Raw genomic sequence first — 24,161 nt, 5'->3', positions numbered from 1 at the left:
GCTGGCTGGCTGGCTGGCTGGCTGGCTGGCTGGCTGGCTGGCTGGCTGGCTGGCCTCTAAACAACTGTATTTTAACATATTTTCAATCCTTTGTAATCTATCTTTTTGTTTTATTTAAAAATAAAAAAATAATGCAAAAATTATAAAGAAGTTTCCTTAATTTGGCAAACAATGTCTAAGTACATTTTGTTAAGATATGTAAGTTGAAAATGGCAATTATCCGTCCATAAAAACCCCTTTCCTCAACTTTTCTTATTAAATAAATTTAGCTGTTTTTAAATTAACCTCTTCCCCCCTCTTGTTTGCCGTCTTTTATAATTAGCTGTTATAATCAATTTTTTATATCTCTTTTTAGGTATATAGCTATGTATATTATTTATGGCATTAAAAATTGTAATACCATGAAAAAAGCGTTTACTTGGCTTGATGAGCATCAAATTAATTATCAATTTCATAATTATAAAACTGATGGCTTATCAGCAGAATTATTAAACGATTTATTAAAATTAGTTGATTGGCAAAGTTTACTAAATACTCGAGGTACAACTTGGCGTAAATTGGATGAAGCACTACGCAATCAAATTGATAATCAAGATGCTGCAATTAAAGTTATGTTAGCCAACCCATCAGTTTTAAAACGACCATTGCTTATTGCTGGTAAACGAGCATTATTAGGCTTTTCTGAAGAAAGCTATTCAGAATTTGTTAAACTTCAACAATAAAATCGAGATCACCATGACTGAACCCGTTATTGCCCTAACCAAAGCATTGATTGCTGAAAAATCAATAAGCCCTGATGACAAAAATTGCCAACAAATAATTATCGAACGCTTAAAACCACTAGGTTTTGTTATTGAAGAAGTCAATATCGGCAATACTAAAAACCTATGGGCCTATCATGGTGATTTAGCAGGAAAAACCCTGATGTTTGCTGGTCATACTGATGTTGTACCAGCTGGTGATGAAAGTAAATGGAACTACCCTCCTTTTGAACCTACTATTGATAAAAATGGCATACTCTATGGTCGTGGAGCTGCAGATATGAAAAGTGGTGTAGCTGCTATGGTTTGTGCTGCTGAATCATTTGTCAAAAAATATCCTGATCATGCTGGACGAGTCGCTTTCTTAATTACTTCAGACGAAGAAGCTGATGCCAGCGATGGTACGGTTAAAGTAGTTGATTTATTGATAAAACGCCAAGAACATATTGACTATTGTATTGTCGGTGAACCATCAAGTGATAGTGTATTCGGCGATCAAATTAAAAATGGTCGACGAGGTTCTTTAACGGCAAATTTGGTCGTGCATGGTATTCAAGGCCATGTTGCTTATCCTCATCTTGCAGATAATCCAGTGCATAGATTTGCACCAGCGCTAAATGAGTTAGTCGCAACAGTATGGGATAATGGTAATCAATATTTCCCTCAAACCACGATGCAAGTGGCTAACATTAATGGTGGAACTGGTGCTGAAAATGTAGTGCCTGGTGAGTTATCTGTTCAATTCAACTTCCGTTATAGTAGTGAGTTGACCGATGAGATGATTAAGTCAAAAGTCGATGCTATTTTACAAAGACACAACTTAAACTATACCTTGAACTGGCGATTGTCCGGACAACCATTTTTGACCCCCCAAGGTGAACTGACCGATGCAACAGCTAGTGCCATTAAAGCATTTACAAAGATTGATACCAAACTATCAACCAGTGGCGGTACTTCTGATGGCCGTTTTATTGCTAAATTGGGATGTCAAGTTATTGAATTTGGTGTAATCAACAAAACCATTCATAAAGTAAATGAAAATGTTAATTGCCAAGATATCATTACATTACAAGCTATTTATATCGATATTTTAGAAAAATTGTTACTTGCTTAAATATTTGCTCAGTTAATTGATATTTACGTGTTGCGTGAATCTGAATGACAATACACGCATATCAACTAATTAGTACTAAACCTATAATGCTAAGGAGATAGTAATGGAATGGCTTAAAGATTACTGGTGGCTAATTATTATCGTGTTGATTGGAATTTTTATTAATACCATTAAAGCACTAAATAAACTGAGCTATAAACATTATTTAGAAAAAAAGAAAGGGATAAAACCTATCCCATATAGTGATGATGAAGATGACGACTGGCCATCTCAACCTAAGCAAAATTAGTTTATCTATTGTCGAAAATCATTACTTTGACTAGCAAAAACAGCTTGGTGACGATAACGATCTACCCACATTGCTGTCGCGCCACAAACCGCAATTGGCATAATAATTAAATTAAATAACGGCACCATGGTAAAAAAGCTAATTAATATGCCAAATAATAAATTATCCCCTCGATGTTGTTTTAATAATTGGCGCATACGTAAAAAAGATACCTTATGATTATCAAATGCATAATCAGCATATTGAATATTGATCTGCCATGCGGTAAATAAAAACCAAACTATTGGGGTAACCGATTGGCCTATGACAGGAATAAAGTAGCTAAGTAAAATGGGAATCGCCCACAATAAATAATTAGCTAACTTTTGTAATTCTCGTTTTAAAATTCGAGGCAAATCTTTGATCAAACTGATCCATGAAGTCTCTGGTGCAGGAATTCCGGTTAATTGTGCTTCGACCTGCTCAGCAAGCAAGCCATTAAAAGGAGCTGCAATAATGTTAGTGATAGTACTAAAAAAATAACAAAATAAGATTACCAAGGTCAAAATCACAATAAAACTGATAATATAACCTAACCAATGTAGCCAACTAGGTAAAAATGATAAACCCCAGTCAACCATGCCAGTAATTGAGACAAAAAACCAATAAAAAAGTGCCGACATAATAATGATATTAGCAAGTAATGGTAAGAAGACAAACCGTTTTAGGCCAGGGCTAAATGCTAATGTCCATCCTTCAAAAAAATATTCAATACCGCTTTTGGGTTTTCGACTTTGGTTAGGATTTGAATATTGACGATGCGATTGTTGTTCTAACATAGGTGTTGTCACAATTTATTCCTTTTACTTTAATTTGGCGACATTTTAAACGTAGATTAAATTCGACAGCAATACACTTTACGCTTTTTTAGTATTAAATTATTTGCTTTAGACACAGTTAGGTTGGTTATTTTTAAACCAAGATTTAACTTCATGTTTAATTGACTTAATTAATTGATTACGGCCAGTTAATTGATATTGTTTTATTAATTCTGACTCACTAATCTTGTGTAGCACTAATGCTTTAAGTAATGGCATTGGTGTTTTACTATGGTTAACATTTGTATTAGCCAAACGACACAATGAAGCATAACAAGCTTCAAACGGTCGATGATAATCACAAAATCCTTGTAAAACTTGATAATCATCTAAAGATAAATTTTGCTGATCATCAATTGTTAACAATTGATTAAACGGCAAATCGATAATCGACGCAAGCCAATAGGCATTACGTTGTAAACGTTGTACTAAATGTTGTGTTAGCAGATGGCCTTGCTGAGTAATTGGCTTTATTGCCATCATAGAATAACTACCTGAATTAGCTTGTTTATGGCTAGCAATGTGTACCAATACAAAACCACAAGCAAGCCAAAACTGATAATTTGCTTCACTGTAAGCAAAACTAACTGAAATAAAATCATTATCATTTATCGTTGCATGTTGATAAATATGCTGTACTAAATGTCTTGCTATCTTTTGACGTCGATAAGGTTCAATAACCGCAATACGGTTAATTCTAACCGACTTAAGTTTGGCTGCCAGTTTTTCACCTGCATGAGCTACCAGTGATTGTGCAACTAAATTACCTTTAGGTCGGCGAATACCTCGCCATACATCATCAATTAACTTATTTGGCAAATTACCTTCATTAATCGTTACTGCTGCTGCAATAAGTTGTTCGTTATGGTTGACTTGCCAAGCCGACAAATTTTCTGCATCAAATAACCTTCTTAAATCAACTAATGTTGTTTGATAATGCGCCATTTTCAATAAATAAAAAATTGATTTTAGTGCGTCAATATCATGCCTTTCAGTGATAGAATAGCTAATTGTATGTTCATCAATTTCCGATTTTATATCGCTAGTTGATACGCCATTGAGTAATAACTTATCAGTTAACCGTTCTAAATCATCGTTATCTTGCCAACGGATTGGTTTATCTAAATAAAATATCTTAGTGAATTGTGTTTTCAATAGTTTTAATAAAAAACCTTGCCCAGTACCTTCATAACCTTCTACTGTGGTTGTCAGTAAAATTTTGCTTTGTTTAGACAATGCCAATTGCAATATTTTTTCTAGCATTGGTAATGGTATCATGGCAGCTTCATCAATAATTATCCAATCAGGAAATTGATGATCATCCATGACCGTTAATTGATCAGGTGCATAGAATGATATATCAGCCTCAGCAAACTGGAAAAAAGTAACTAATGCATTTTTATTGGGTGCTGTTACCCAACATCTCCGATGGTGAGTAAACAGGCCTGCTAATGCTGATTTTCCACGGCCTCGTTTAGCTATTAATATATTTAATGAACTATCACTTTGCAATAATTGGGTTAGTACTATTTGCTGTTGAGTTACATCACTATCTTGATTATCCAAGGATTGAATAATTGGCATATCAACATGTGCAAATTCCAACAATGTTTGCTGTAAATGGCGAATAAAATTAGGTACCATAATTGGGGTGATTGATTCATTCCAACGTAAACTATCTTGATCAAGCCAATTAGAATAACTTTCAGGTAAAAGTAAAATAAGGACACTATTTTTAATTAAGGTACCTGCTAACATAGCAAAAGCATCCAGATTAAAACCATCAGTAGCATCAAAAATGGCATGCTTGAACTCTTGCCCAAGTAAAGATTTAGTTTGATTTGGATTAATATAATGGTGAATAGAGTCCGATAAATCAGTCTGCATAGTGACCGTAATCCAATCACCAGGATATTGATTAATTATAGCGTTAATTTGATTAAGTAATTGGGTACGACAACCTTGTAACACCCATAATTTTCTGGTGCTATTAGGATTTAGCATTAATTAACTTTTTCCAATTAGTAGTGACAATATACCAGCTGCAATTAATGGTCCAACTGGCACGCCTTTGAAAAAAGCAACCCCAATCAAGGTACCAATAATTAAACCATTAACAATAGTGGGATGTGCACCAATTAATGATATTCCTCGAGTACCTAACCATGACACCAAGATACCAACTAAAATCGCTAAAATCGATTGCCAAGTAGTAAATGATTTTAAAATTTCAGTGATTTTTAATGATCCATCAGCCAAAGGAACCATCATTGCTGCGGTTAAGATAACAATACCAATGGTTAAGCCATATTGATTTAAGAACGGAAAATAGGTTGCTAGTGGTGTTAATTTAAATAACAACAGTAGCAACACCGCAAAGGTCACTGTGTTATTATGCGTAATATAACACAGTGCAGCTAAACCTAATAAAAGAAAGAAAGAGATATCAAATTGGGCAAACATTAAAGTGGAACACCAATACGTTTGGCAACCTCTTCATAAGCCTCAATAACACCACCAAGGCCTTGACGGAAGCGATCTTTATCCATTTTTTTCAAGGTTTCTTTTTCCCATAGACGACAACCATCTGGCGAGAACTCATCACCTAAAGTAATTTCACCCTTAAATAAACCAAACTCTAACTTATAATCAACCAGAATTAAGCCCGCTTTATCAAATAGTTCAGTTAAAACGGTATTGATTTTAAAGCTAAGCTCCTTCATGGTAGCTAACTGTTCGTCAGTTGCCCAACCGAAGGATTTACAGTGTGACTCATTAACCATTGGGTCATGTAGTGCATCATTTTTTAAGAAAAGTTCAAATGTTGGTGGATTAAGGATTTTGCCTTCTTCAACACCTAAACGTTTAACTAATGAACCAGCAGCACGGTTACGCACCACGCATTCAACTGGTACCATATCAAGTTTTTTAACTAATACTTCATTATCTGATAATAGGGCTTCAACTTGAGTTGGAATACCTGCTTCTCGCAACTTTGTCATAATAAAATAGTTAAATTTATTATTCACCATCCCCTTACGATCTAACTGCTCAATGCGCAGTCCATCAAAAGCCGACGTGTCATTACGAAACTCAAGTATCAATAAATCAGGATTGTCAGTGGTGTAAACAGTTTTTGCTTTACCACGATAAAGCTCAGCCAACTTCTTCATGTTTATAACCTTATATCAAATTGCCAATAAATAATTAAGGAGCTATTCGCCCCTTAATTTCAAATCAAGTATTGTTACCTTATTGTATAATCTTCCATTATAGTATCAATAAAGTTAACCAAAAGTTACTCCACTATTGGGTTAAATAGGTTTTATGCTGTTTTAACTCGTTTAAATGATAAATAATCGGATCGTTAAATTAGCGATCGTTTCTGATGCCATCACGGATCTCATCTTTAAGATCTTCTTTCAATGCTTTATTTGGATCTGATTCTTTATCATCTTTTTTGTCTTCATCTGTTTTTTCTTTAACCGGTACGGTTCGTAGCGATTCAGGAGCGACATCATCCATTATTTGATTAAATAATCCAACGACATAACGCTGAACTTCGATCGGTTGCGACATAAGATTTTCATTACCGCGTGTTAATGTATCCAACACCATGGTAATTGTTTCTGTTTCACCCAATATTTGACGTTTAAAAATATATGATGCATCAACCGGTTGTTGTTCATCACCACGAGCAATAATAGAATTACCTGTTTTAATCGTATTATTGTCACTTGTGATAATCGAAATATTTTGTTTCGCTAATGAGTTTGGGATATTATTCCAAATACCATAACTAATTGGTGCATTGAACGTTACCGTTCCATTATTATAAATCACAAACGCATCATCAATTGTAGGAATCGGCACCGTCGGTGGACGAATATCAAGTTGTTTACCTAATGCACCTTCAATATCGTTGTTATCGACATAAAAATCACCGGCTTCTACTGGTACAGAAACACCTTCAGGAATAACTAACGCTTTTAAGGGCGGTGAGTTAAGGTAGTCATCATTACCTTCAACTTCTCGTTTATAACTTTGATCACTACTACAGCCAACAAGAAATATAGAAGCAAATGCAGATAAAATAGCTATTTTTTTAAAGGCTTTGCATTTTAATACAGTTTTATTCAACATAAATTCCTGCTTATAAATTAAGGGTTATAGTTAATTTTACAGTAAATTAGCATCTTTTAATGCTTGCTCAACTACCGGAATAGCTGCATCACTTAATGGGACTAATGGTAAACGTATAGTGCCATTTGCCATTAAACCTAATCGGGTACAAGCCCATTTTGCAGGAGTTGGATTAGGTTCAATAAATAAATTTGTATGTAACGCCATTAAAGTATCATTTAAAGCTCTAGCTTGTTGAATTTGATTATTAATTGCCAACTCATAAACCGTTGCTACTTGTTTGGCTGCCACATTCGCGGTAACAGAAATAACCCCATTACCCCCTAAAATAATGAAATCTAAGAAAGTTGCATCATCACCACTTAATAACTTAAACTCATCGCCAACCAATTTACGCGTTTTGTATACACGAGAAAGATCGCCTGTTGCATCCTTTAATGCCACAATATTGTTAATTTTTGCTAACCGACCTACAGTTTCTGGCTTAATATCACTACAAGTTCGACCAGGTACATTATAAAGGATTTGCGGTAATGCGGTATTCTCTGCGATAGCTTTAAAATGTTGGTATAGGCCTTCTTGGGTTGGTTTATTGTAATAAGGTGCCACAGTTAAACAGCCTACTACACCAATATTTTCAACTTGACGAGTTAATTCGATCGCTTCTTTGGTAGCATTTGAACCAGTACCAGCAATAATATTAATGCGACCATCAGCATAATCGATAGTCCGTTTAATAACATCAATATGTTCATGATGATTGAGTGTTGCGGATTCGCCAGTAGTTCCAACTGAAACAATAGCAGAAGTACCACTTTCAATATGATATTCGACCAATTTTTTTAAGCTTACATGGTCGACATTGCCTTTCGTATCCATTGGAGTTACAAGTGCGACCAGACTTCCTGTAAACATAAAGCGACCTCTCATATTTTTGGTTGTTAAAACAACTTAAAGATTAAAAAAACTGCGAATAAGTATGCGATATTTCTTATTTAAATTCAACATTTGTTATGCAGGATTATCAATATCAACGAAAATAATTTCTAACTCATAGTGTTCTGATAACCATTCGCCTAATTTTTTGATACCACAACGCTCAGTTGCATGATGACCAGCGGCATAAAAGTTAATACCATATTCACGAGCAATATGAATAGTACGTTCAGATACCTCACCAGTGAAAAATGCATCAACGCCTTGCTGAGCGGCTGATTCAATAAAATCTTGACCTCCACCACTACACCATGCAACTCGATTAATTACCGCTGGCGCATTATCTCCACAAAATAGCACTGAAGTTTGGCCATTATGCAATTTTTGCTCGAGTTTCTGTTTGAACTCAAGCGCAGTAAGTGGATTATTTAAAGTACCTTTGAATAACAGATCGCTAATATCCTCACGCTTATCAACTGCAATATCCAACATTTGCCCTAGCAATACATTATTACCTAAAACAGGATGGCCATCTAATGGCAGGTGATAACTATATAAATTAATATCATGTTTGAGTAAGGTTTTCATTCGATGATATTTAATTCCGGTAATAGTTTGTGGTTCATTCTTCCAAAAATAGCCATGATGAACCAACACCGCATCAGCATTAAGTTCTACGGCTTTATCTAACAATAATTGGCAAGCAGTGACCCCTGTCACAATTTTTTTAACTTCCGATCGTCCTTGAACCTGTAATCCATTTGGTGCATAGTCATGATATCTTGTCACTTGCAATTCATTATTAATGACTCTTTGAAGTTCAAATTGATGCAAAATAACCTCACTTTTTAAATTTAATCCGCTCTATGCATGAAAAACACAGATGGAATCAAACATTTTGAATTAATTAAACTTTTTTCACGCAAAAAACTAACTAACGACAAGCTAATTATAGTCGCTTTCTCAAAATATCTCACGTATATTATCGAAAATAGATTTCGATTTAACTATTGAAATTTATATTATACAAACATTGATATAAAGGATTTATTAAACAATGAAAACCCTCGGTGAATTTATTATTGAAAAACAAGCAGAGTTCCCTCATGCTACAGGAGAATTAACCGCCCTTATTTCGGCGATAAAATTAGGTGCTAAGGTTATTAATCGAGATATAAATAAAGCAGGATTAATTGATATTTTAGGCGAAAATGGTGCAGCAAATATTCAAGGTGAAAAACAGATGAAACTGGATGTTTTTGCTAATGAAACGTTAAAAAATGCACTTGAAGCTCGAGGAGTCGTAGCAGGTATAGCATCTGAAGAAGAAGATAATTTGGTTATTTTTGGTAAAGATCGCGCAACCGAAGGAAAATATGTCGTATTAATGGATCCACTTGATGGTTCATCAAATATTGATGTAAATGTATCGGTCGGTACAATTTTTTCAATTTATCACAGAATTACCCAAATAGGCACCCCTATTTCAGAACAAGATTTTTTGCAACCTGGTTATAAACAAGTCGCTGCTGGTTATATTATTTACGGTTCATCGACTATGTTAGTTTATACTACAGGTTGTGGTGTACATGCTTTTACTTATGACCCTTCATTGGGCGTTTTTTGCTTATCCCATGAAAATGTCCGTTTCCCAAAACAAGCAACTACCTATTCGATTAATGAAGGTTACTATTCTAAATTTCCTACCGGAGTAAAAAAATATATCAAGTATTGCCAAGAAGAGGATGATAAGACACATCGCCCTTATACTTCACGTTATATCGGTTCATTGGTGTCTGATTTTCATCGAAACCTATTAAAAGGTGGTATCTATATCTACCCTAATACAGCTCAATACCCTAAAGGTAAAATCCGCTTGTTATATGAAGCAAATCCAATGGCATTTTTAGCAGAACAAGCTGGAGGAAAAGCAACTAACGGATACCAACGAATTTTAGATATGGAACCAGAGCAATTACATCAACGTACACCATTTTTTGTAGGCATTAAATCAATGGTGGATGACGCCGATCGTTTTATGGCCGAATATAAAGATTGATACTTAGATGAATGATAAATTAATTTATCATTCATCATATTATTTAAATAACTTATTATTTAAATAACTTAGCCAGCATTTTGTAATTTATTGTTATGTTTTTTTATAGGTTTAAATATCATAATTAAATTAATCGTAATTGTTATTCAATTCCTTTAGCGAGACATTTAATATTTCCATATATAAAAAAAAACTTAGGTAATCTAAGCAAAATTTTCTCAAATAATATCTTAAGCTTCCTACGCTTCCATTTTTAATCAAAGCAAACTGGTTAAAAATTACGGTTAATCTAGTCGAAATAAGCAAAAACTGGCATAATAGCCGACAATTTTTGCAAAAATAAGACAATGTATTGTGCCAAACGCTAAATTATGTGAACGCTTTCGTGGTTTCTATCCTGTTGTAATTGATATTGAAACATCAGGCTTTGATCCTAATCAAAATGCAATTTTAGAAATTGCAGCTATTACGTTGAAAATGGATGAAAAGGGCTTTTTAGCACCCGATGAAACGCTACAATTCAATGTGAACCCATTTGAAAATGCAATTTTGGAGCCGACAGCTTTAGCATTTAATGGTATTGATCCTAATAATCCATTACGTGATGCAGTTGATGAAAAAGTTGCATTAGAAGCAATATTTAAACTCGTGAGAAATGGTATTAAGGCCAATAACTGTAGCCGCGCAGTTATTGTTGCTCATAATGCTCATTTCGACCATAGCTTTTTAATGGCAGCATCAGAACGAGCAGGCATAAAACGTAATCCTTTCCACCCTTTTGCTACTTTTGACACTGCTTCGCTTAGTGGATTAGTGTTTGGTCAAACCGTTCTCGCTAAAGCGTGTGAAGCAGCGGAAATACCATTCGATCATAAACAAGCTCATAGTGCCTTATACGATACCGAAAAAACAGCAATTTTATTTTGTGAAATTGTTAATCACTTTAAACGACTTGGCGGTTGGCCATTATCGCATAACGATCAGCAAACTAAAGCAGAAACTGAGCAGCCATTAGATTAAAAACAAAGTCAAAACTATAAATAAAAAAGAGAGTTGCGAACTCTCTTTTTTTACATACACTCTTTTTTACATACACTCTTTTTTTACATCCTGCTTTTTTACATACAAAATAAACAATTATGGTTTATGTTTTTCAGCAGTCTGTTTAATCAAGGTCTGCAATTCACCAGTCTGAAACATTTCTAACATAATGTCACAACCACCCACTAATTCACCTTCAACCCAAAGTTGTGGGAAAGTAGGCCAATTAGCATATTTTGGTAATTCAGCTCGAATATCGGGATTTTGTAAAATATCGACATAGGCAAAAGGTACGCCACATTGTGATAATACTTGAACCGCTTGTGCTGAAAATCCACAACTTGGTAATTTTGGCGACCCTTTCATATAAAGAAGAATCGGATTTTCGGCAATTTGTCGTTTAATCTTATCAAGCGTTGTCAATTCAGTTGTCATTAGGTTGATTCCTTAGTATGTCATAACAATAAGATTATTATTTTAACGTAGAATAAGAGCAAGTTATACAGGTTTATTTGTTTACTTTGATAGAAAAATATAAATTATGAGTTCCCTTTTTTCATAAATTTCTCGTTTAAAAAAGTGCTCTCCTCAAAATTTTTTGCATAACTAATATCAATTATTAACTTTGTTATAAAAAAAAATATAACTATATATAAATATATTATTTAACAGCTAAATTAAGTTTTTATATTATAATCACTTGCTTAATAATTTTAATAAACAAAAAAAACAATGCATAAATTAGCCAATCGACTCGATCACTTTTCTGATTCGGTTATCCGTCGGATGACTCGGATCGCTAATCAATATCAAGCAATCAATTTGTCACAAGGGTTTCCTGATTTTGACCCACCTAAGCCTTTAATTGATGCGTTAAAACAAGTTGCGGATGATGGTCCTCATCAATATGAAATCACATGGGGTTCAGCCGAGTTTCGCCATCTGTTAGCAAAAAAACAACAAAAATTAATGAATATTGATATCAATCCAGATGAAAATGTGCTGGTGACATGCGGTAGTACCGAAGCAATGATGTGCGCAGTAATGACAGTCTGTAATCCGAAAGATAAAGTGATTATCTTTTCGCCTTTTTATGAAAATTACGGCGCGGATGCTATTTTGTCTGATGCGACGCCAATCTATGTGCCGCTCATTCCACCTACCTTTGAATTTGATAAGCAACAACTACGACAAGCTTTTGAGCAAGGAGCCAAAGCGTTAATCTTATGTAACCCTAGCAATCCTTGTGGTAAGGTATTTACCAAAGCAGAACTTGACTATATTAGCCAACTAGCTATTGAGTTTGATGCTTACATTATTACCGATGAAGTTTATGAGCATATGGTTTATGCACCACATCAACATCTTTATTTAGCCAGTTTCCCTAATATGAAAGAGCGAACAATTTGCTGTAGCTCACTATCGAAAACCTATTCGATAACTGGCTGGCGACTTGGCTATATTATTGCTGATAAGAAAATTATTGATGGTTGTAAGATGATTCATGATTTTCTTACCGTTGGTGCTGCAGCACCATTACAAAAAGCTGCATGTGCTGGATTAGCTCTAGGTGAAGATTATTACCAACAATTAACCCAAATCTATACTGATAAACGTCGTTTATTTTTAAAGGGATTAGATGACTTAGGACTTACTTATTATGAACCTCAAGGTGCTTATTATGTATTAGTTGATATTTCAGAGATTAATCCTTTTAACACTGATTTTGAATTTTGCGAATGGCTAATTAAAGAGGTTGGAGTAGCTGCCGTACCAGGCTCCGCTTTTTTTAAGCACCCTGAATATCGCTATATTCGCTTCCATTTCGCAAAACAAGAACCAACGCTAATTGCAGCTTTAGAAAGATTATCCAAACTCAAGGAAAAATTATCATGTTTAAAAAACTAATTGTGGCTAGTTTAGCTATTTTATCGTCCCTAATTGTCTTAACTGGTTGTGACAATGCTAAAAAAGAAAATCAAATTACCGTAGGTGTTGCCGCTGGGCCATATGGGGATATGTTTAAACAAGCTATCGCACCAGGTCTTGAAAAGAAAGGTTATCAAGTAGAAATTCGTGAATTTAGCGATTATGTTCAACCAAACTTAGCACTTGCTAATAAAGAGATCGATGTTAATTTGTTTCAACATTTAACTTACCTTAATAACTTTAAACAAGCGCGCAATTTAGATATCACTGCTGTTGGCTTTGTACCAACTGCGGGGGCTGGAATTTATTCAAATAAAATCACTGATTTTTCACAGTTAAAACAAGGTGATCAAGTCACGATAGCTAACGACGTGACCAATGAAGCTCGAGCATTACGTATTTTAGAAGCTGCTGGATTAATTAAACTCGATCCAAATGTGGATAAAAATAATCTCACCCCTAACAACGTAATCGAAAATCGTTATGGTTTAAATATTGTACCTATTGAAGCACCACAAACACCACGTTCTTTAGATAGTGCTGTATTATCAGTAGTTAATGGCAATTATGCCATCGGTGCTGGATTAGATCTTTCAAAAGCACTTTATCAAGAAGTATTAGATAAAGATCTTAAAAATGTTATTGCGATTCGCAATGAATCTAAAGATAAATTAGGCAAAGACATTATCGAAGTACTTAAATCACCAGAATTTGCTCAAGTGATTAATGATAAAAATGGTATTTTCTATACCTTCCAAAAACCAGATTATCAGTTATTTTAATTATGCAAACTAACCCTTTAATTCAGGTAAAAGATGTTTCGGTTAGATTCGAAGCAAACCAACAAGTGATTGAAGCCGTAAAAAAGGTCTCATTTGATGTTAATCAAGGTGAGATCTTCGGTATTATCGGCTCGAGCGGTGCAGGTAAAAGTACATTAGTCAGAACCCTTAATCGACTTGCTGATCCCTCTTCCGGACAAATCATTATCAATGGCGTTGACATAAAAACCTTGCACGGTCGTCAACTGCAAGCATTTCGTTTTCAAGTTGGGATGATTTTTCAAAACTTTAATTTGGCGACATCGAAAACCGTCTATGAAAATATTGCATTTGTGCTCAAAGCAGCAGGAAAAAAAGGCGATACTGTAAAAAATAGAGTCAACGAATTACTTGCTTTAGTTGGGTTAAGTGATAAAGCTAATGCCTACCCTGCCGAACTCAGTGGTGGGCAAAAGCAGCGAGTTGGCATTGCTAGAGCGCTTGCCAATGATGCAAAAATTCTATTGTGTGACGAAGCGACCAGTGCATTAGATCCAACTACCACTAGCGCAATACTTGATTTATTAAAAGAGCTTAATCAAAAATTTGCATTGACCATAGTACTCATTACTCATGAAATCGATGTGGTTAAAAAGATCTGTCATCGAGTTGCAGTAATGTCACAGGGCGAAATAGTGGAAATGAATACTACTTTTAATCTGTTTGCCTGCCCTAAACAGCCCTTCACGCAAGAATTTCTCAATATTGATGAAAACACTCATTTACCTGATATCATCAAACAAAATGCCAAAGGTAAATTAGTGCGTTTGCGTTATATTAACGAAAACACTACCCAACCAATACTATATCAATCAGCAATTGAAACTCAAGTGGCATTCAATATCTTGCATGGTTTTATAGAGTATTTTGATAACCAAGCGTTAGGTAATTTGGTGATCGAAATTATTGGGGAACCTGATAATATTCAAAAACTGATAACAAAGTTAGCACAGCAAGAAGTTATTATTGAGGAAATAAATTAATGATAAAGCTCACCATTGCCGAAATGGCGCAAATGTTATGGCAAGCAGCTTACGAAACATTTATCATGGTAAGTTGGTCATTATTAGCTGGTCTAATATTCGGTACACTCATAGGTTTATTGCTGTTTTTAATGTCAAATCAATTCTTTTTCAAAAACAGAATTATCAATAGTATCGCTAATTTTATCATCAATGCCACTCGTTCAATTCCTTTTTTGATTTTAATGGTTACCGTACTACCTTTGGGAGCGTTACTCGTCGGTACGACTGTAGGCCCCAAAGCGGTAATTTTCCCTCTTTCACTTGCAGCTATCGCATTTTATGCTAGGTTAGCTGAAAATGCATTTAGTCAAATAGATAAAGGGGTGATCGAAGCAGCAGTAGCAAGTGGGGCATCGCATATCCGCATTATATTCGGTATTTTATTTCCAGAAGCGATGGCACAATTGATTCGACACGCAACGGTTACCACCATTTCGCTTATTAGTTTTAGTTCAATGGCAGGGGTTGTTGGCGGTGGTGGTATTGGTGATTTAGCCATTCGTTATGGGTATCAACGCTATGTAACCGAAATCCTCATTTTATGTATTATTATTCTTATTTTTATTGTGATGGTGATTCAATATCTTGGTGACAAGTTAGCTAACCACTTCGATAAAAGTTATAAATAGTTGGTAATTCAGCATGAACAAACTCACAGACATTATTACAGATCCTAAACGTATCATTGCAAAAAATGCTATTCCACAATCGCATTTAACTGATGGTTTAAAATTAAAATATGGCTATGCCGAGATATTAGTCTACCCCAAAACTACAGCAGAAGTAGCTGGCATTGTTAAATACGCTAATACCAACAATCTTAATATTACTACCCGTGGTGCTGGCACTAACTTAGTCGGTTCCACTATTCCTAATGGCGGTATTATTCTTGATTTATCGATGATGAATCATATTATTGAACTAGACAAGCAAACCTTCACCGTTACCGTACAATCGGGTATTTTACTGCAAGACCTGCAACAGTTTGTTGAACAACATGACCTTTTTTACCCGCCAGATCCGGGCGCTAAAAATGCCACCGTTGGTGGTAATATCAGTACTAATGCTGGTGGTATGCGGGCGGTAAAATATGGTGTGACTCGAGATTATGTGCAAGCAATTGAAGTTGTAATGGCTGATGGTAGTGTGTTAAATATTGGCAGTAAAAATGTTAAAGACAACACTGGACTAGCCTTAAAACACCTTTTTATCGGCAGTGAAGGTACTTTAGGTATTATCACACAATGTACTTTAAAACTGATAGCCAAACCAAAAGTATCACAAACTTTTATTGTTGGTTTTAACACTATTGAACAAGCTATTAATAGTATTACCACCGTGTTACATACCCTTACACCTACTGCATTGGAGTTTGTTGAACGTAAAGTTGCACAGTGGGGTGAACAGTACTCAGGCTTTAAATTCCCACTACCAAATAGCCAAGCTTATCTAATTATTATGCTTGATGGTTCCGATCTACAATCCATTGAACAACAACGCAAACAACTGCTAGCAAATTTAGGCGGGTGTGATTATTTTGTTGCCCAAGATAGCAATCAAACCAGTCAAATCTGGACGATTCGTGGTTCGCTAGTACGTGCAGTTGAAGCAATCACCGAACAAGATCCGATCGATATAGTGGTACCAATAAATCGCATTAGCGATTTTATCAATTTCACCAAACAGCTAGAAGCACAAACTCAAATGCGTATGTTAGCCTTTGGTCACGCTGGTGATGGTAACATTCATCTATGCATTTTGCGTGATAATCGTGATGACAAACAATGGCAATCTGATCTGCAAAACGTTCACCAAGCGCTTTATCAAAAATGTCTTGAATTAGGAGGATTGCCTTCAGCAGAACATGGCATCGGAACGGCGAAAGTAAGTTATTACAATGCTGCAATTCCTGAAGCAAATCGCCAATTAATGCGTGCAATTAAACAACAGTTTGATCCTAAAAACTTACTGAATAATCAGGTCTATATTACTGCAATTTAATTGTACAACTATTAATGTTCTAATAGTTTATAGTAGATATAATGATATTAATCAGAGTTAAAACGCTTATATAAGCGTTTTAATTATTTCATAGATAAATTTGAGAACAGCGAGTTTTAAATACTAAAAATCCATTTTAATTACTAACTAAAAAGCCTACACGGTAGTGAACTTTTCTTGGTTTTCTTAGTTTTCTTCTTATCATTTCTAAGCTACCTACACGGTAGTGAACGAGAACTAGATTGCATATGTTTAAAATTATTTTTTCTAAGCTACCTACACGGTAGTGAACGACAAGATCCAGAGGTTCGGTATTTGTCGAATTTTCTAAGCTACCTACACGGTAGTGAACTAGAATCCCATATACTATAAATGCAGTTGGCAAAAAGGCAAAGTCCATTTTTACCAATAAAAACCCTTTTTTTGAGCCATTTTTCAAAGTGTTGATTTTTAATAATTTTATTTTAAGTTAAAAAAAAGGGTTAGTAATAAGTAGGAATTTAAGTTTTAAAAACCCCTTTCCTCAATTTTTTTTAGTTCTTTGAGTTTCGGACGTTTTGTTGTTTTGCGGTTATTTTTATACGGTGATTACGTCCGAGTTAAGAGGGTTGGCGCCAACCCTCTTTACCATCTCCCGCGGCGACCACGCAAGTGGTCACGATGTGACTGCCTTCCGTCTTCGTTCGCTTTTAACGCTCCTTGCCAAACATCCCTGTTTGCCATGCTAACCTCACTCAGTTGTCAGCACATTGCCAATGTCGCGCCACAAAATCGCTTTTATCGCCCTAACGTTATTTTTCTTATCCTCAGCTTCAATACCTAAGAACTAAAAAATAATAGCTAAGGATAGACACAGACTCCGGGTGTTTGAAGATAATGCATCGCAATACTACCATCGTAACCGTTAACATAAAATCGATCATAGTGCCGATTATCAAGCAACTTGTCCCCCTTATCACTCGTTTCATAGCATTCTCTATAGTAGTATTCATTGTGGCCCACGAAGTTGGCACCCGTGTAATCGAACATCACCCCCCATTCCGAGAACAATCCTCCACCAATGCGACGCATGAAATAATTAGCACCTGACGAAGGCTTTGCACCTACTGGTCGTGTTCTACGTCCCCCCCCGCTACACTCGCTTGTATTCATTCCCCCACAAACCGCATTAGTTAATTCCTTGACCTTTGGAACACGGTATCCTCCAATCCTACTACACCAAGATGTTAATGTATTTTCGACGGGAGTATCATAGAAGTTGTCGGGATAAGTTGTTGCAATAGAACCACGATTAACAAACCACTGCTTTAACTCAAATCCATATTTGACCACCGCATTACCACTGCTATCTCGACCGACTAACTCAAATGTCTGCGGTAAAGATGGTCTGGCGATTCTACCTGGATTAGCTGATTCCCATTGATTAGGGTCTGTAACAGCAGGACCCGTTAGGGTGACTCGAACGCTGGTACTTGTTGAATCGGTCATCGTCGCCGTAATACCACCATGAGAAACCGGAGCCCAAGATAAGGCCTGAGTACTACCACTAATATCTAAATCAAAATATAAATTATTAGCACCAGTAGTCGGGAAGTTTAAATCATAAGACGACGGCGTAGCTGACTGGGTTAGAAAACCCTTATCAGGGTTCCATATGTCAGCAGGACCAGCAAAATTAAACCACCCCGAACGATCATAATTAACTCTTACTTGTTCCCTGTTACCAAATCTTAAATTAGGTCTTGCATAACAAATCGCTGGCGCTGCCTTAGGATTAATATAATAAGTGGCATTACCTACCGTAAAACGACTTTCATTAGGTACTCCATAACGTGTTGTTAATGTACCTTCACCATTAGATAAGGTTAATTTATATGGCGCTTTACAAATAGTCAGCACTTCATTACGGGCAACAACTTGATTATTTTTATCGACAATGGATAAATTTAAACTACCGGTAGCGGTGACACCATTAACTCCTTGACCATCGCCATCATCATCACCCCAATAATTATACGGTGTGCCAATAAGTGAACTTAATGCAATAGAATTAGTATTCCTTGGTACTAACATACCAATATCATTAAAACTCTGACCAATAACAGGTAAAATGATAGGATTGTCACTTGAATTATTGGTTGTCGGAGTAAATGTTCTACCATCAGAAAGGGATATCCCCAGTAGCGCTTCAGTATTTGTTACCCGAGTTCGACCTCCATCAAAGGTTAAATAAGGTGCTGAGCCATAAATAATATTGGTCGTTTTTGTGGTTAATGCATAATTAGTAAAAGAGATAGACTGTAAAACAACCACGGTTAATATGAAAACCATCGGCCGAGATAAAAAGACTAAACCAAGAAATTTTGAAAAATTTTGCGGAAACTTTGGAAATTTCGGAAATTGCGGAAATAATAAACTGCGGTTAAATAATGAACGATGTGCGCTTAACTTTAGAGAGGTGAATTTATAGGTTGGGCAGGTTGTGTGTTGTGTGTTGTGTGTTGAAAATTATAATCCATATCAGATGTCCTTGTCAATCCAATTTTATGATTTATTTAAAATTTTAAGCCTAATGGCATAAAATTTATCCATTCGTATAAATATGCTATAAAAGTATAGTGATTGCAAAAAACCATGCAACTTTTTTTGATGGTTTTATTGTTAACTTTTGTAAAGGTGAATGTAATATTACCTCTTAATTACGCCCTTAAAACCAATTTCGGAGAAACTTTAGGGGGACTTTTTGGTTTTAAAAACCCCGTTCCTCAAGTTTTTTGGTTACTAGCTGATGTTATAACTAACGTTAGCGATTTATTGGCGGGATTTTAGGCTTTAAAAACCCCTTTCCTCAAAATTTTTTAGTTCTTTATTTTTTAGTTCTTTGAGTTTCGGACGTTTTGTTGTTTGGTGGCTAGTTCTATGCGGTGATTACGTCCGAGTTAAGAGGGTTGGCGCCAACCCTCTTTACCATCTCCCGCGGCGACCACGCAAGTGGTCACGATGTGACTGCCTTCCGCCTTCGTTCGCTTTTAACGCACCGACTGTGATTTGTTCCTGACAAAGCACCGCCTTGGCAAACATCCCTGTTTGCCATGCTAACCTCACGCAGTTGTCAGCACGTTGCGAATGTCGCTAAATTAAATACACCAAACTTATTTGCCAAAATAAACTTTTATTATTGGAACTAGCTGATGTTATAACTAACGTTAGCGATTTATTGGATGGATTTTTGGGTTTTAAAAACCCCGTTCCTCAAAATTTTTTAGTTCTTTATTTTTTGGATTGTTTGAGTTTCGGACGTTTGCTGTTTTACGGTTGTTTCTATATGGCGATTACGTCCGAGTTAAGAGGGTTGGCGCGAACCCTCTTTACAATCTCCCGCGGCGACCACGCAAGTGGTCACGATGTGACTACCTTCCGCCTTCGTTCGCTGTTAACGCACCGGCTGTGATTTGTTCCTGACAAATCACAGCCTTGGCAAACTTCCCTGTTTGCCATACTAACCTCACTCAGTTGTCAGCACGTTGCCAATGTCGCGCCACAAAATCGTTTTTATCGCCCACTTCGTTAACGTCAACGCCATTGCCTTGGCTGGGCAATGATTGTTTAACATCCTAACGTTATTTTTCTTATCCTCGGCTTCAATACCTAAGAACTAAGAAATAATAGCTAAGGATAGACACAGACTCCGTAGGCGGAGTTGCTTCCATCATATATAAAGCCACCATAACCATCACAGTAAACCTTATGGTATCCCTGAACGTTGTTCTCACTCGTCTGATCACTCGTCCAATATCTACCACCTTCGTGGAACTGGTTTGCTCGGTCATTGTAATTGTAAAGGGACATTTCCCCCCATTCCGTGAACAATCCTCCACCAATGTGATTCAAGGCACGATAATCAGGTGACGAAGGCGTTGCACCTTCTGCACCTTGACACACATCTTGACTCTGCCCCCAAGCTGGTTGACAAGTCGCATTAGTTAAATCACTGGCCTTTGGGACACGGTATCCAAAACTATTACATTTAGATGATACAAAAGAATGGGAACCTCCATAGTCACCTCCAACAAACCACTGCTTTAACACAAAACCATATTTTACCACCGCATTACCACTTCTATCACGACCGACTAACTCAAATGTCTGCGGTAAAGATGGTCTGGCGATTTGACCTGAATTATTTGATTGCCATTGCGAGCGTGTAACAACAGGACCCGTTAGGGTGACTTTAGTGGTGTAATGGTCTCCATATGGATAGGTCACCGTCGCCGTAATACCACTATGCGTAACTGGCTTCCAAGATAAGTACTGGGTACTACCACCTATACGTAAATTAAAATACAACTTATTAGCACCCGTAGTCGGGAAGTTTAAACCATAAGACGATGGTGTAACTGACTGTGGTAGATACCCCCCCATACGCCTGTTCCAAACGGCATCAGAAAGCCCGTCAGTTCGATATCTGCCTGTGGCGTAAGGGCTTGCAGAACAAATGAATGGCGATGATTCTTTCTTAGGATTAATATAATAAGTGACGCTACCTGACGTAAAATAACTTTCATTAGGCACACCATAACGTGTTTTTAATCTACCGCTAGTATTAGATAAAGTTAATCTATATGGCGCTTGATTGGTACAAATAGTCAGTACTTCATTACGGGCAACAGCTCGATTATTTTTATCGACAATAGATAACCTTAAACTACCGGTAGCGGTGATACCATTAACTCCCTGACCATCGCCATCATCATCCCCCCAATAATTATAAGGTGTGCCAATAAGTGAACTTAATTCAATAGAATTAGTATCCGTTGGTACTAACATACCAATATCTGCAAAACTCTGACCAGCAACCGGTAACTCGATAGGATTAGTTGAACTCGAATTATTGGTTGTCGGAGTAAATGCTCTACCATCAGAAAGGGTTATCCCGAGTAGCGATTCGGTATTGGTTATCCGGGTACGACCACCATCAAAGGTTAAATAAGGTGCTGAGCCATAAATAATATTGGTCGTTTTTGTGGTTAATGCATAGTTAGAAAAAGAGATAGATTGTAAAACAACCACGGTTAATACCAAAACCATCGGCCGAGATAAATAGACTAAACCAAGAAATTTTGAAAAATTTTGTCGGAATTTAGGAAATTTGGGAAATTGTCGAAATAATAAACAACAGTGAAATAATAAACGGTGTGAGCTTAACTTTAGAGAGGTGAAATTATAGGTTGGGCAGGTTGCGTGTTGCGTGTTGCGTGTTGAAAATTATAATCCATATCAGATATCCTTGTCAATCCAATTTTATGATTTATTTAAAATTTTAAGCCTAATGGCATGAAATTTATCCATTCGTATAAATATGCTATAAAAGTATAGTGATTGCAAAAAACCATGCAACTTTTTTTGATGGTTTAATTGTTAACTTTTGTAAAGAAGAATACTGCTAGCCCGAAAACAGCATCGGTTATTTGTTGTTTATTAGAAATAATATCCCCTTTATCCCCTCTTAAAAAATCACCATTTTTAATATTAATAATTTGGAGATTAGGCTTTTGATTTTGACAATTTTATAATCGTTTTTAGAAGGTATTTTGCGTTTCAAAAACCCCTCTCCTCAAAATTTTTTAGTTCTTTTCGTTTCGGACGTTTGTTGTTTTGTGGTTGTTTCTATACGGCGATTACGTCCGAGTTAAGAGGGTTGGCGCGAACCCTCTTTACAATCTCCCGCGGCGACCACGCAAGTGGTCACGATGTGACTGCCTTCCGCCTTCGTTCGCTCTTAACGCTCCTTGCCAAACATCCCTGTTTGCCATGCTAACCTCACTCAGTTGTCAGCACATTGCCAATGTCACTCCACAAAATCGTTTTTTATCGCCCTAACATTATTTTTCTTATCTTCAGCTTAATACCTAAGAACTAAGAAATAATAGCTAAGGATAGACACAGAGTCCGCCGCCCCTTGTGGAGTAGTTCCAAGTATCGGGAGAAAACGAACCATAACGCGTGTTAACATAAAAAAACCTTTGTGTACTAATTACTATATCTTGCGTCCAATATTTAAACGTCCAAGTGCCGCCGGCGCCGGGCCGGAGCCGAGGCCGGGAAAGTTGGCACCAACGTAATCCTCCACCATCCCCCATTCCGAGAACAATCCTCCACCAATGTGACGCCGGAACCAAGGATCAGGTGACGAAGGCGTTGCCTCTACTACACCGTTACAATCGTCTTCTGAATTAAGTCCCCGACAAGATCCATTAGTTAAATCCCTGATATTTGGGAGATGGTATCCAATATTATTACACCAAGATTCCGCACTAGAATGGTTCTTTTCATTATTACCACTATGAACAAACCACTGCTTTAACTCAAATCCATATTTGACCACCGCATTACCACTGCTATCACGACCGACTAACTCAAATACCTGCGGTAAAGATGGTCTGTCGACTCTATCTGGATTTTCTGATACCCATTGATTAGGGTCTGTAACGGCAGGACCAGTTAGGGTGACTTTAACGCTGGTATTTGTTGAATCGGTCATCGTCGCCGTAATACCACCATGAGAAACCGTAGCCCAAGATAAGGCCTGATTACTACCACCAATATCTAAATCAAAATACAAATTATTAGCACCAGTAGTCGGGAAGTTTAAACCATAAGACGATGGCGTAACTGACTGTGGTAGAAAACCATTACGCCCTTGATAAATGGCATCAGAAAGATTACTCCCAATCCCCCATAAGTCAGGTCTTGCAAAACAAATCACTGGCGCTGCTTTAGGATTAATATAATAAGTGGCATTACTTGCACTAAAACGACTTTCATTAGGCACACCATAAAGTGTTTTTAATCTACCGCTATCACTAGATAAGGTTAATTTATATGGCGCTTTACAAATAGTCAGTACTTCATTACGGGCAACACGATTATCGTCTTTATCAACAATAGTTAATTTTAAATTACCGGTAACGGTAACACCATAATAAACTCCCTGACCATCACCATCATCATCCCCCCAATAATTATACGGTTTGCCAATAAGTGAACTTAATTCAATAGAATTAGAATGAGTATCCGTTGGTACTAACATACCAATATCCTTAAAACTCTGACCATCAACAGGTAAAATGATAGGATTGTCTCTTGAATTAGTGGTTGTGGGAGTAAATGTTCTACCATCAGAAA

At 36.4% G+C, this 24,161-nt stretch carries 20 protein-coding genes, 1 pseudogene and 1 CRISPR repeat array; of the genes and pseudogenes, 10 read left to right on the top strand and 11 right to left on the bottom strand.

What is annotated here, in order from left to right; genetic code table 11:
• Positions 1-365: 365 nt before the first annotated feature.
• The 3 genes from H3T83_RS11085 (at position 366) to H3T83_RS11075 (ending at position 2,164) form a co-directional block, all read left to right on the top strand.
• On the top strand, positions 366-722 hold the full coding sequence (locus H3T83_RS11085; protein WP_198215784.1) for an ArsC family reductase: 357 nt from the start codon (positions 366-368) through the stop codon (positions 720-722).
• A 13-nt stretch (positions 723-735) separates the two neighbouring features.
• On the top strand, positions 736-1,875 hold the full coding sequence (dapE, locus tag H3T83_RS11080) for a succinyl-diaminopimelate desuccinylase (RefSeq protein ID WP_198198950.1): 1,140 nt from the start codon (positions 736-738) through the stop codon (positions 1,873-1,875).
• Between the two features lie 103 nt (positions 1,876-1,978).
• The gene (locus tag H3T83_RS11075; protein ID WP_065614259.1) at positions 1,979-2,164 is read left to right on the top strand and encodes a YpfN family protein; all 186 of its coding nucleotides are present in this window, start codon (positions 1,979-1,981) and stop codon (positions 2,162-2,164) included.
• Between the two features lie 5 nt (positions 2,165-2,169).
• Here the strand turns inward: H3T83_RS11075 and cysZ are convergent, their stop codons facing one another.
• The 7 genes from cysZ to H3T83_RS11040 form a co-directional block, all read right to left on the bottom strand.
• The gene (gene cysZ, locus H3T83_RS11070) at positions 2,170-2,982 is read right to left on the bottom strand and encodes a sulfate transporter CysZ (protein WP_198215785.1); all 813 of its coding nucleotides are present in this window, start codon (positions 2,980-2,982) and stop codon (positions 2,170-2,172) included.
• Between the two features lie 108 nt (positions 2,983-3,090).
• Entirely contained in the window at positions 3,091-5,025 is a 1,935-nt protein-coding gene (locus tag H3T83_RS11065; protein ID WP_198215783.1) for a tRNA(Met) cytidine acetyltransferase TmcA domain-containing protein, read from the bottom strand.
• Between the two features lie 3 nt (positions 5,026-5,028).
• A complete protein-coding gene (locus H3T83_RS11060; protein WP_065578209.1) occupies positions 5,029-5,484 on the bottom strand; it encodes a DUF441 domain-containing protein in 456 nt (151 codons plus the stop codon).
• Positions 5,484-6,194, bottom strand: coding sequence for a phosphoribosylaminoimidazolesuccinocarboxamide synthase (gene purC, locus H3T83_RS11055; protein ID WP_065651639.1), 711 nt, complete (start codon positions 6,192-6,194; stop codon positions 5,484-5,486). The genes H3T83_RS11060 and purC overlap by 1 nt, the downstream gene beginning before the upstream one ends.
• A 199-nt stretch (positions 6,195-6,393) precedes the next feature.
• Positions 6,394-7,164: an outer membrane protein assembly factor BamC gene (bamC, locus tag H3T83_RS11050; RefSeq protein ID WP_034903454.1), complete on the bottom strand. Its 771-nt coding sequence runs from the start codon at positions 7,162-7,164 to the stop codon at positions 6,394-6,396.
• A gap of 36 nt (positions 7,165-7,200) precedes the next feature.
• Positions 7,201-8,079 (bottom strand): 4-hydroxy-tetrahydrodipicolinate synthase, encoded by an 879-nt coding sequence (gene dapA, locus H3T83_RS11045; protein WP_034903451.1) that lies wholly within the window; start codon positions 8,077-8,079, stop codon positions 7,201-7,203.
• Between the two features lie 96 nt (positions 8,080-8,175).
• Positions 8,176-8,934 carry a Nif3-like dinuclear metal center hexameric protein gene (locus H3T83_RS11040; protein WP_086360989.1) on the bottom strand — a complete coding sequence of 253 codons (759 nt, stop codon included), beginning with the start codon at positions 8,932-8,934 and terminating at the stop codon, positions 8,176-8,178.
• Between the two features lie 223 nt (positions 8,935-9,157).
• Here H3T83_RS11040 and fbp point away from each other — a divergent pair, with 223 nt between their 5' ends.
• Positions 9,158-10,159, top strand: coding sequence for a class 1 fructose-bisphosphatase (gene fbp, locus H3T83_RS11035; protein WP_034903444.1), 1,002 nt, complete (start codon positions 9,158-9,160; stop codon positions 10,157-10,159).
• 354 nt (positions 10,160-10,513) lie between these two features.
• The gene (rnt, locus tag H3T83_RS11030; protein WP_217332442.1) at positions 10,514-11,179 is read left to right on the top strand and encodes a ribonuclease T; all 666 of its coding nucleotides are present in this window, start codon (positions 10,514-10,516) and stop codon (positions 11,177-11,179) included.
• A gap of 117 nt (positions 11,180-11,296) precedes the next feature.
• Here rnt and H3T83_RS11025 read toward each other — a convergent pair whose 3' ends face one another.
• Positions 11,297-11,623: a Grx4 family monothiol glutaredoxin gene (locus tag H3T83_RS11025; RefSeq protein WP_034903461.1), complete on the bottom strand. Its 327-nt coding sequence runs from the start codon at positions 11,621-11,623 to the stop codon at positions 11,297-11,299.
• A gap of 309 nt (positions 11,624-11,932) precedes the next feature.
• On the opposite strand from H3T83_RS11025, the gene H3T83_RS11020 reads away from it, so the two are divergent.
• The 5 genes from H3T83_RS11020 to H3T83_RS11000 are packed head-to-tail and all read left to right on the top strand — an operon-like array spanning position 11,933 to position 16,976.
• Positions 11,933-13,108 carry a pyridoxal phosphate-dependent aminotransferase gene (locus H3T83_RS11020; protein ID WP_086361264.1) on the top strand — a complete coding sequence of 392 codons (1,176 nt, stop codon included), beginning with the start codon at positions 11,933-11,935 and terminating at the stop codon, positions 13,106-13,108.
• Positions 13,093-13,911 (top strand): MetQ/NlpA family ABC transporter substrate-binding protein, encoded by an 819-nt coding sequence (locus H3T83_RS11015; protein WP_034904026.1) that lies wholly within the window; start codon positions 13,093-13,095, stop codon positions 13,909-13,911. The genes H3T83_RS11020 and H3T83_RS11015 overlap by 16 nt, the downstream gene beginning before the upstream one ends.
• Before the next feature lie 2 nt (positions 13,912-13,913).
• Positions 13,914-14,933: a methionine ABC transporter ATP-binding protein gene (locus H3T83_RS11010; RefSeq protein WP_086361263.1), complete on the top strand. Its 1,020-nt coding sequence runs from the start codon at positions 13,914-13,916 to the stop codon at positions 14,931-14,933.
• Positions 14,933-15,604, top strand: coding sequence for a methionine ABC transporter permease (locus H3T83_RS11005; RefSeq protein WP_366939966.1), 672 nt, complete (start codon positions 14,933-14,935; stop codon positions 15,602-15,604). Before H3T83_RS11010 ends, H3T83_RS11005 begins: the two co-directional genes overlap by 1 nt.
• Before the next feature lie 13 nt (positions 15,605-15,617).
• A complete protein-coding gene (locus H3T83_RS11000) occupies positions 15,618-16,976 on the top strand; it encodes an FAD-binding oxidoreductase (RefSeq protein ID WP_086361262.1) in 1,359 nt (452 codons plus the stop codon).
• A 144-nt stretch (positions 16,977-17,120) separates the two neighbouring features.
• Positions 17,121-17,328: direct repeats of the CRISPR family, unit length 28 nt; unit sequence TTTCTAAGCTACCTACACGGTAGTGAAC.
• A gap of 488 nt (positions 17,329-17,816) precedes the next feature.
• Here H3T83_RS11000 and H3T83_RS10995 read toward each other — a convergent pair.
• The 3 genes and pseudogenes from H3T83_RS10995 to H3T83_RS10985 all read right to left on the bottom strand — a co-directional run.
• Positions 17,817-19,307 (bottom strand): hypothetical protein, encoded by a 1,491-nt coding sequence (locus H3T83_RS10995; protein ID WP_198215782.1) that lies wholly within the window; start codon positions 19,305-19,307, stop codon positions 17,817-17,819.
• Positions 19,308-20,645: 1,338 nt separating this feature from the next.
• Positions 20,646-22,064: a hypothetical protein gene (locus H3T83_RS10990; protein WP_198215781.1), complete on the bottom strand. Its 1,419-nt coding sequence runs from the start codon at positions 22,062-22,064 to the stop codon at positions 20,646-20,648.
• Between the two features lie 949 nt (positions 22,065-23,013).
• A pseudogene (locus H3T83_RS10985) lies at positions 23,014-24,161 on the bottom strand (hypothetical protein); the annotation flags it as partial.

The sequence above is a fragment of the Gilliamella sp. M0320 genome (assembly GCF_016101635.1).
GTDB classification, from domain to species: Bacteria; Pseudomonadota; Gammaproteobacteria; order Enterobacterales; family Orbaceae; genus Gilliamella; species Gilliamella apis.
This window is presented reverse-complemented; position numbering and strand designations above follow the sequence as displayed.

Coding starts and splice junctions, on each gene's coding strand:
- cysZ (WP_198215785.1), bottom strand. CDS start 2,982: ATGTTAGAACAACAATCGCATCGTCAATATTCAAATCCTAACCAAAGT.
- dapE (WP_198198950.1), top strand. CDS start 736: ATGACTGAACCCGTTATTGCCCTAACCAAAGCATTGATTGCTGAAAAA.
- bamC (WP_034903454.1), bottom strand. CDS start 7,164: ATGTTGAATAAAACTGTATTAAAATGCAAAGCCTTTAAAAAAATAGCT.
- H3T83_RS11085 (WP_198215784.1), top strand. CDS start 366: ATGTATATTATTTATGGCATTAAAAATTGTAATACCATGAAAAAAGCG.
- H3T83_RS11000 (WP_086361262.1), top strand. CDS start 15,618: ATGAACAAACTCACAGACATTATTACAGATCCTAAACGTATCATTGCA.
- H3T83_RS11060 (WP_065578209.1), bottom strand. CDS start 5,484: ATGTTTGCCCAATTTGATATCTCTTTCTTTCTTTTATTAGGTTTAGCT.
- H3T83_RS10995 (WP_198215782.1), bottom strand. CDS start 19,307: ATGGTTTTCATATTAACCGTGGTTGTTTTACAGTCTATCTCTTTTACT.
- H3T83_RS11065 (WP_198215783.1), bottom strand. CDS start 5,025: ATGCTAAATCCTAATAGCACCAGAAAATTATGGGTGTTACAAGGTTGT.
- H3T83_RS11010 (WP_086361263.1), top strand. CDS start 13,914: ATGCAAACTAACCCTTTAATTCAGGTAAAAGATGTTTCGGTTAGATTC.
- H3T83_RS11075 (WP_065614259.1), top strand. CDS start 1,979: ATGGAATGGCTTAAAGATTACTGGTGGCTAATTATTATCGTGTTGATT.
- H3T83_RS10990 (WP_198215781.1), bottom strand. CDS start 22,064: ATGGTTTTGGTATTAACCGTGGTTGTTTTACAATCTATCTCTTTTTCT.
- dapA (WP_034903451.1), bottom strand. CDS start 8,079: ATGTTTACAGGAAGTCTGGTCGCACTTGTAACTCCAATGGATACGAAA.
- fbp (WP_034903444.1), top strand. CDS start 9,158: ATGAAAACCCTCGGTGAATTTATTATTGAAAAACAAGCAGAGTTCCCT.
- H3T83_RS11020 (WP_086361264.1), top strand. CDS start 11,933: ATGCATAAATTAGCCAATCGACTCGATCACTTTTCTGATTCGGTTATC.
- H3T83_RS11015 (WP_034904026.1), top strand. CDS start 13,093: ATGTTTAAAAAACTAATTGTGGCTAGTTTAGCTATTTTATCGTCCCTA.
- purC (WP_065651639.1), bottom strand. CDS start 6,194: ATGAAGAAGTTGGCTGAGCTTTATCGTGGTAAAGCAAAAACTGTTTAC.
- H3T83_RS11005 (WP_366939966.1), top strand. CDS start 14,933: ATGATAAAGCTCACCATTGCCGAAATGGCGCAAATGTTATGGCAAGCA.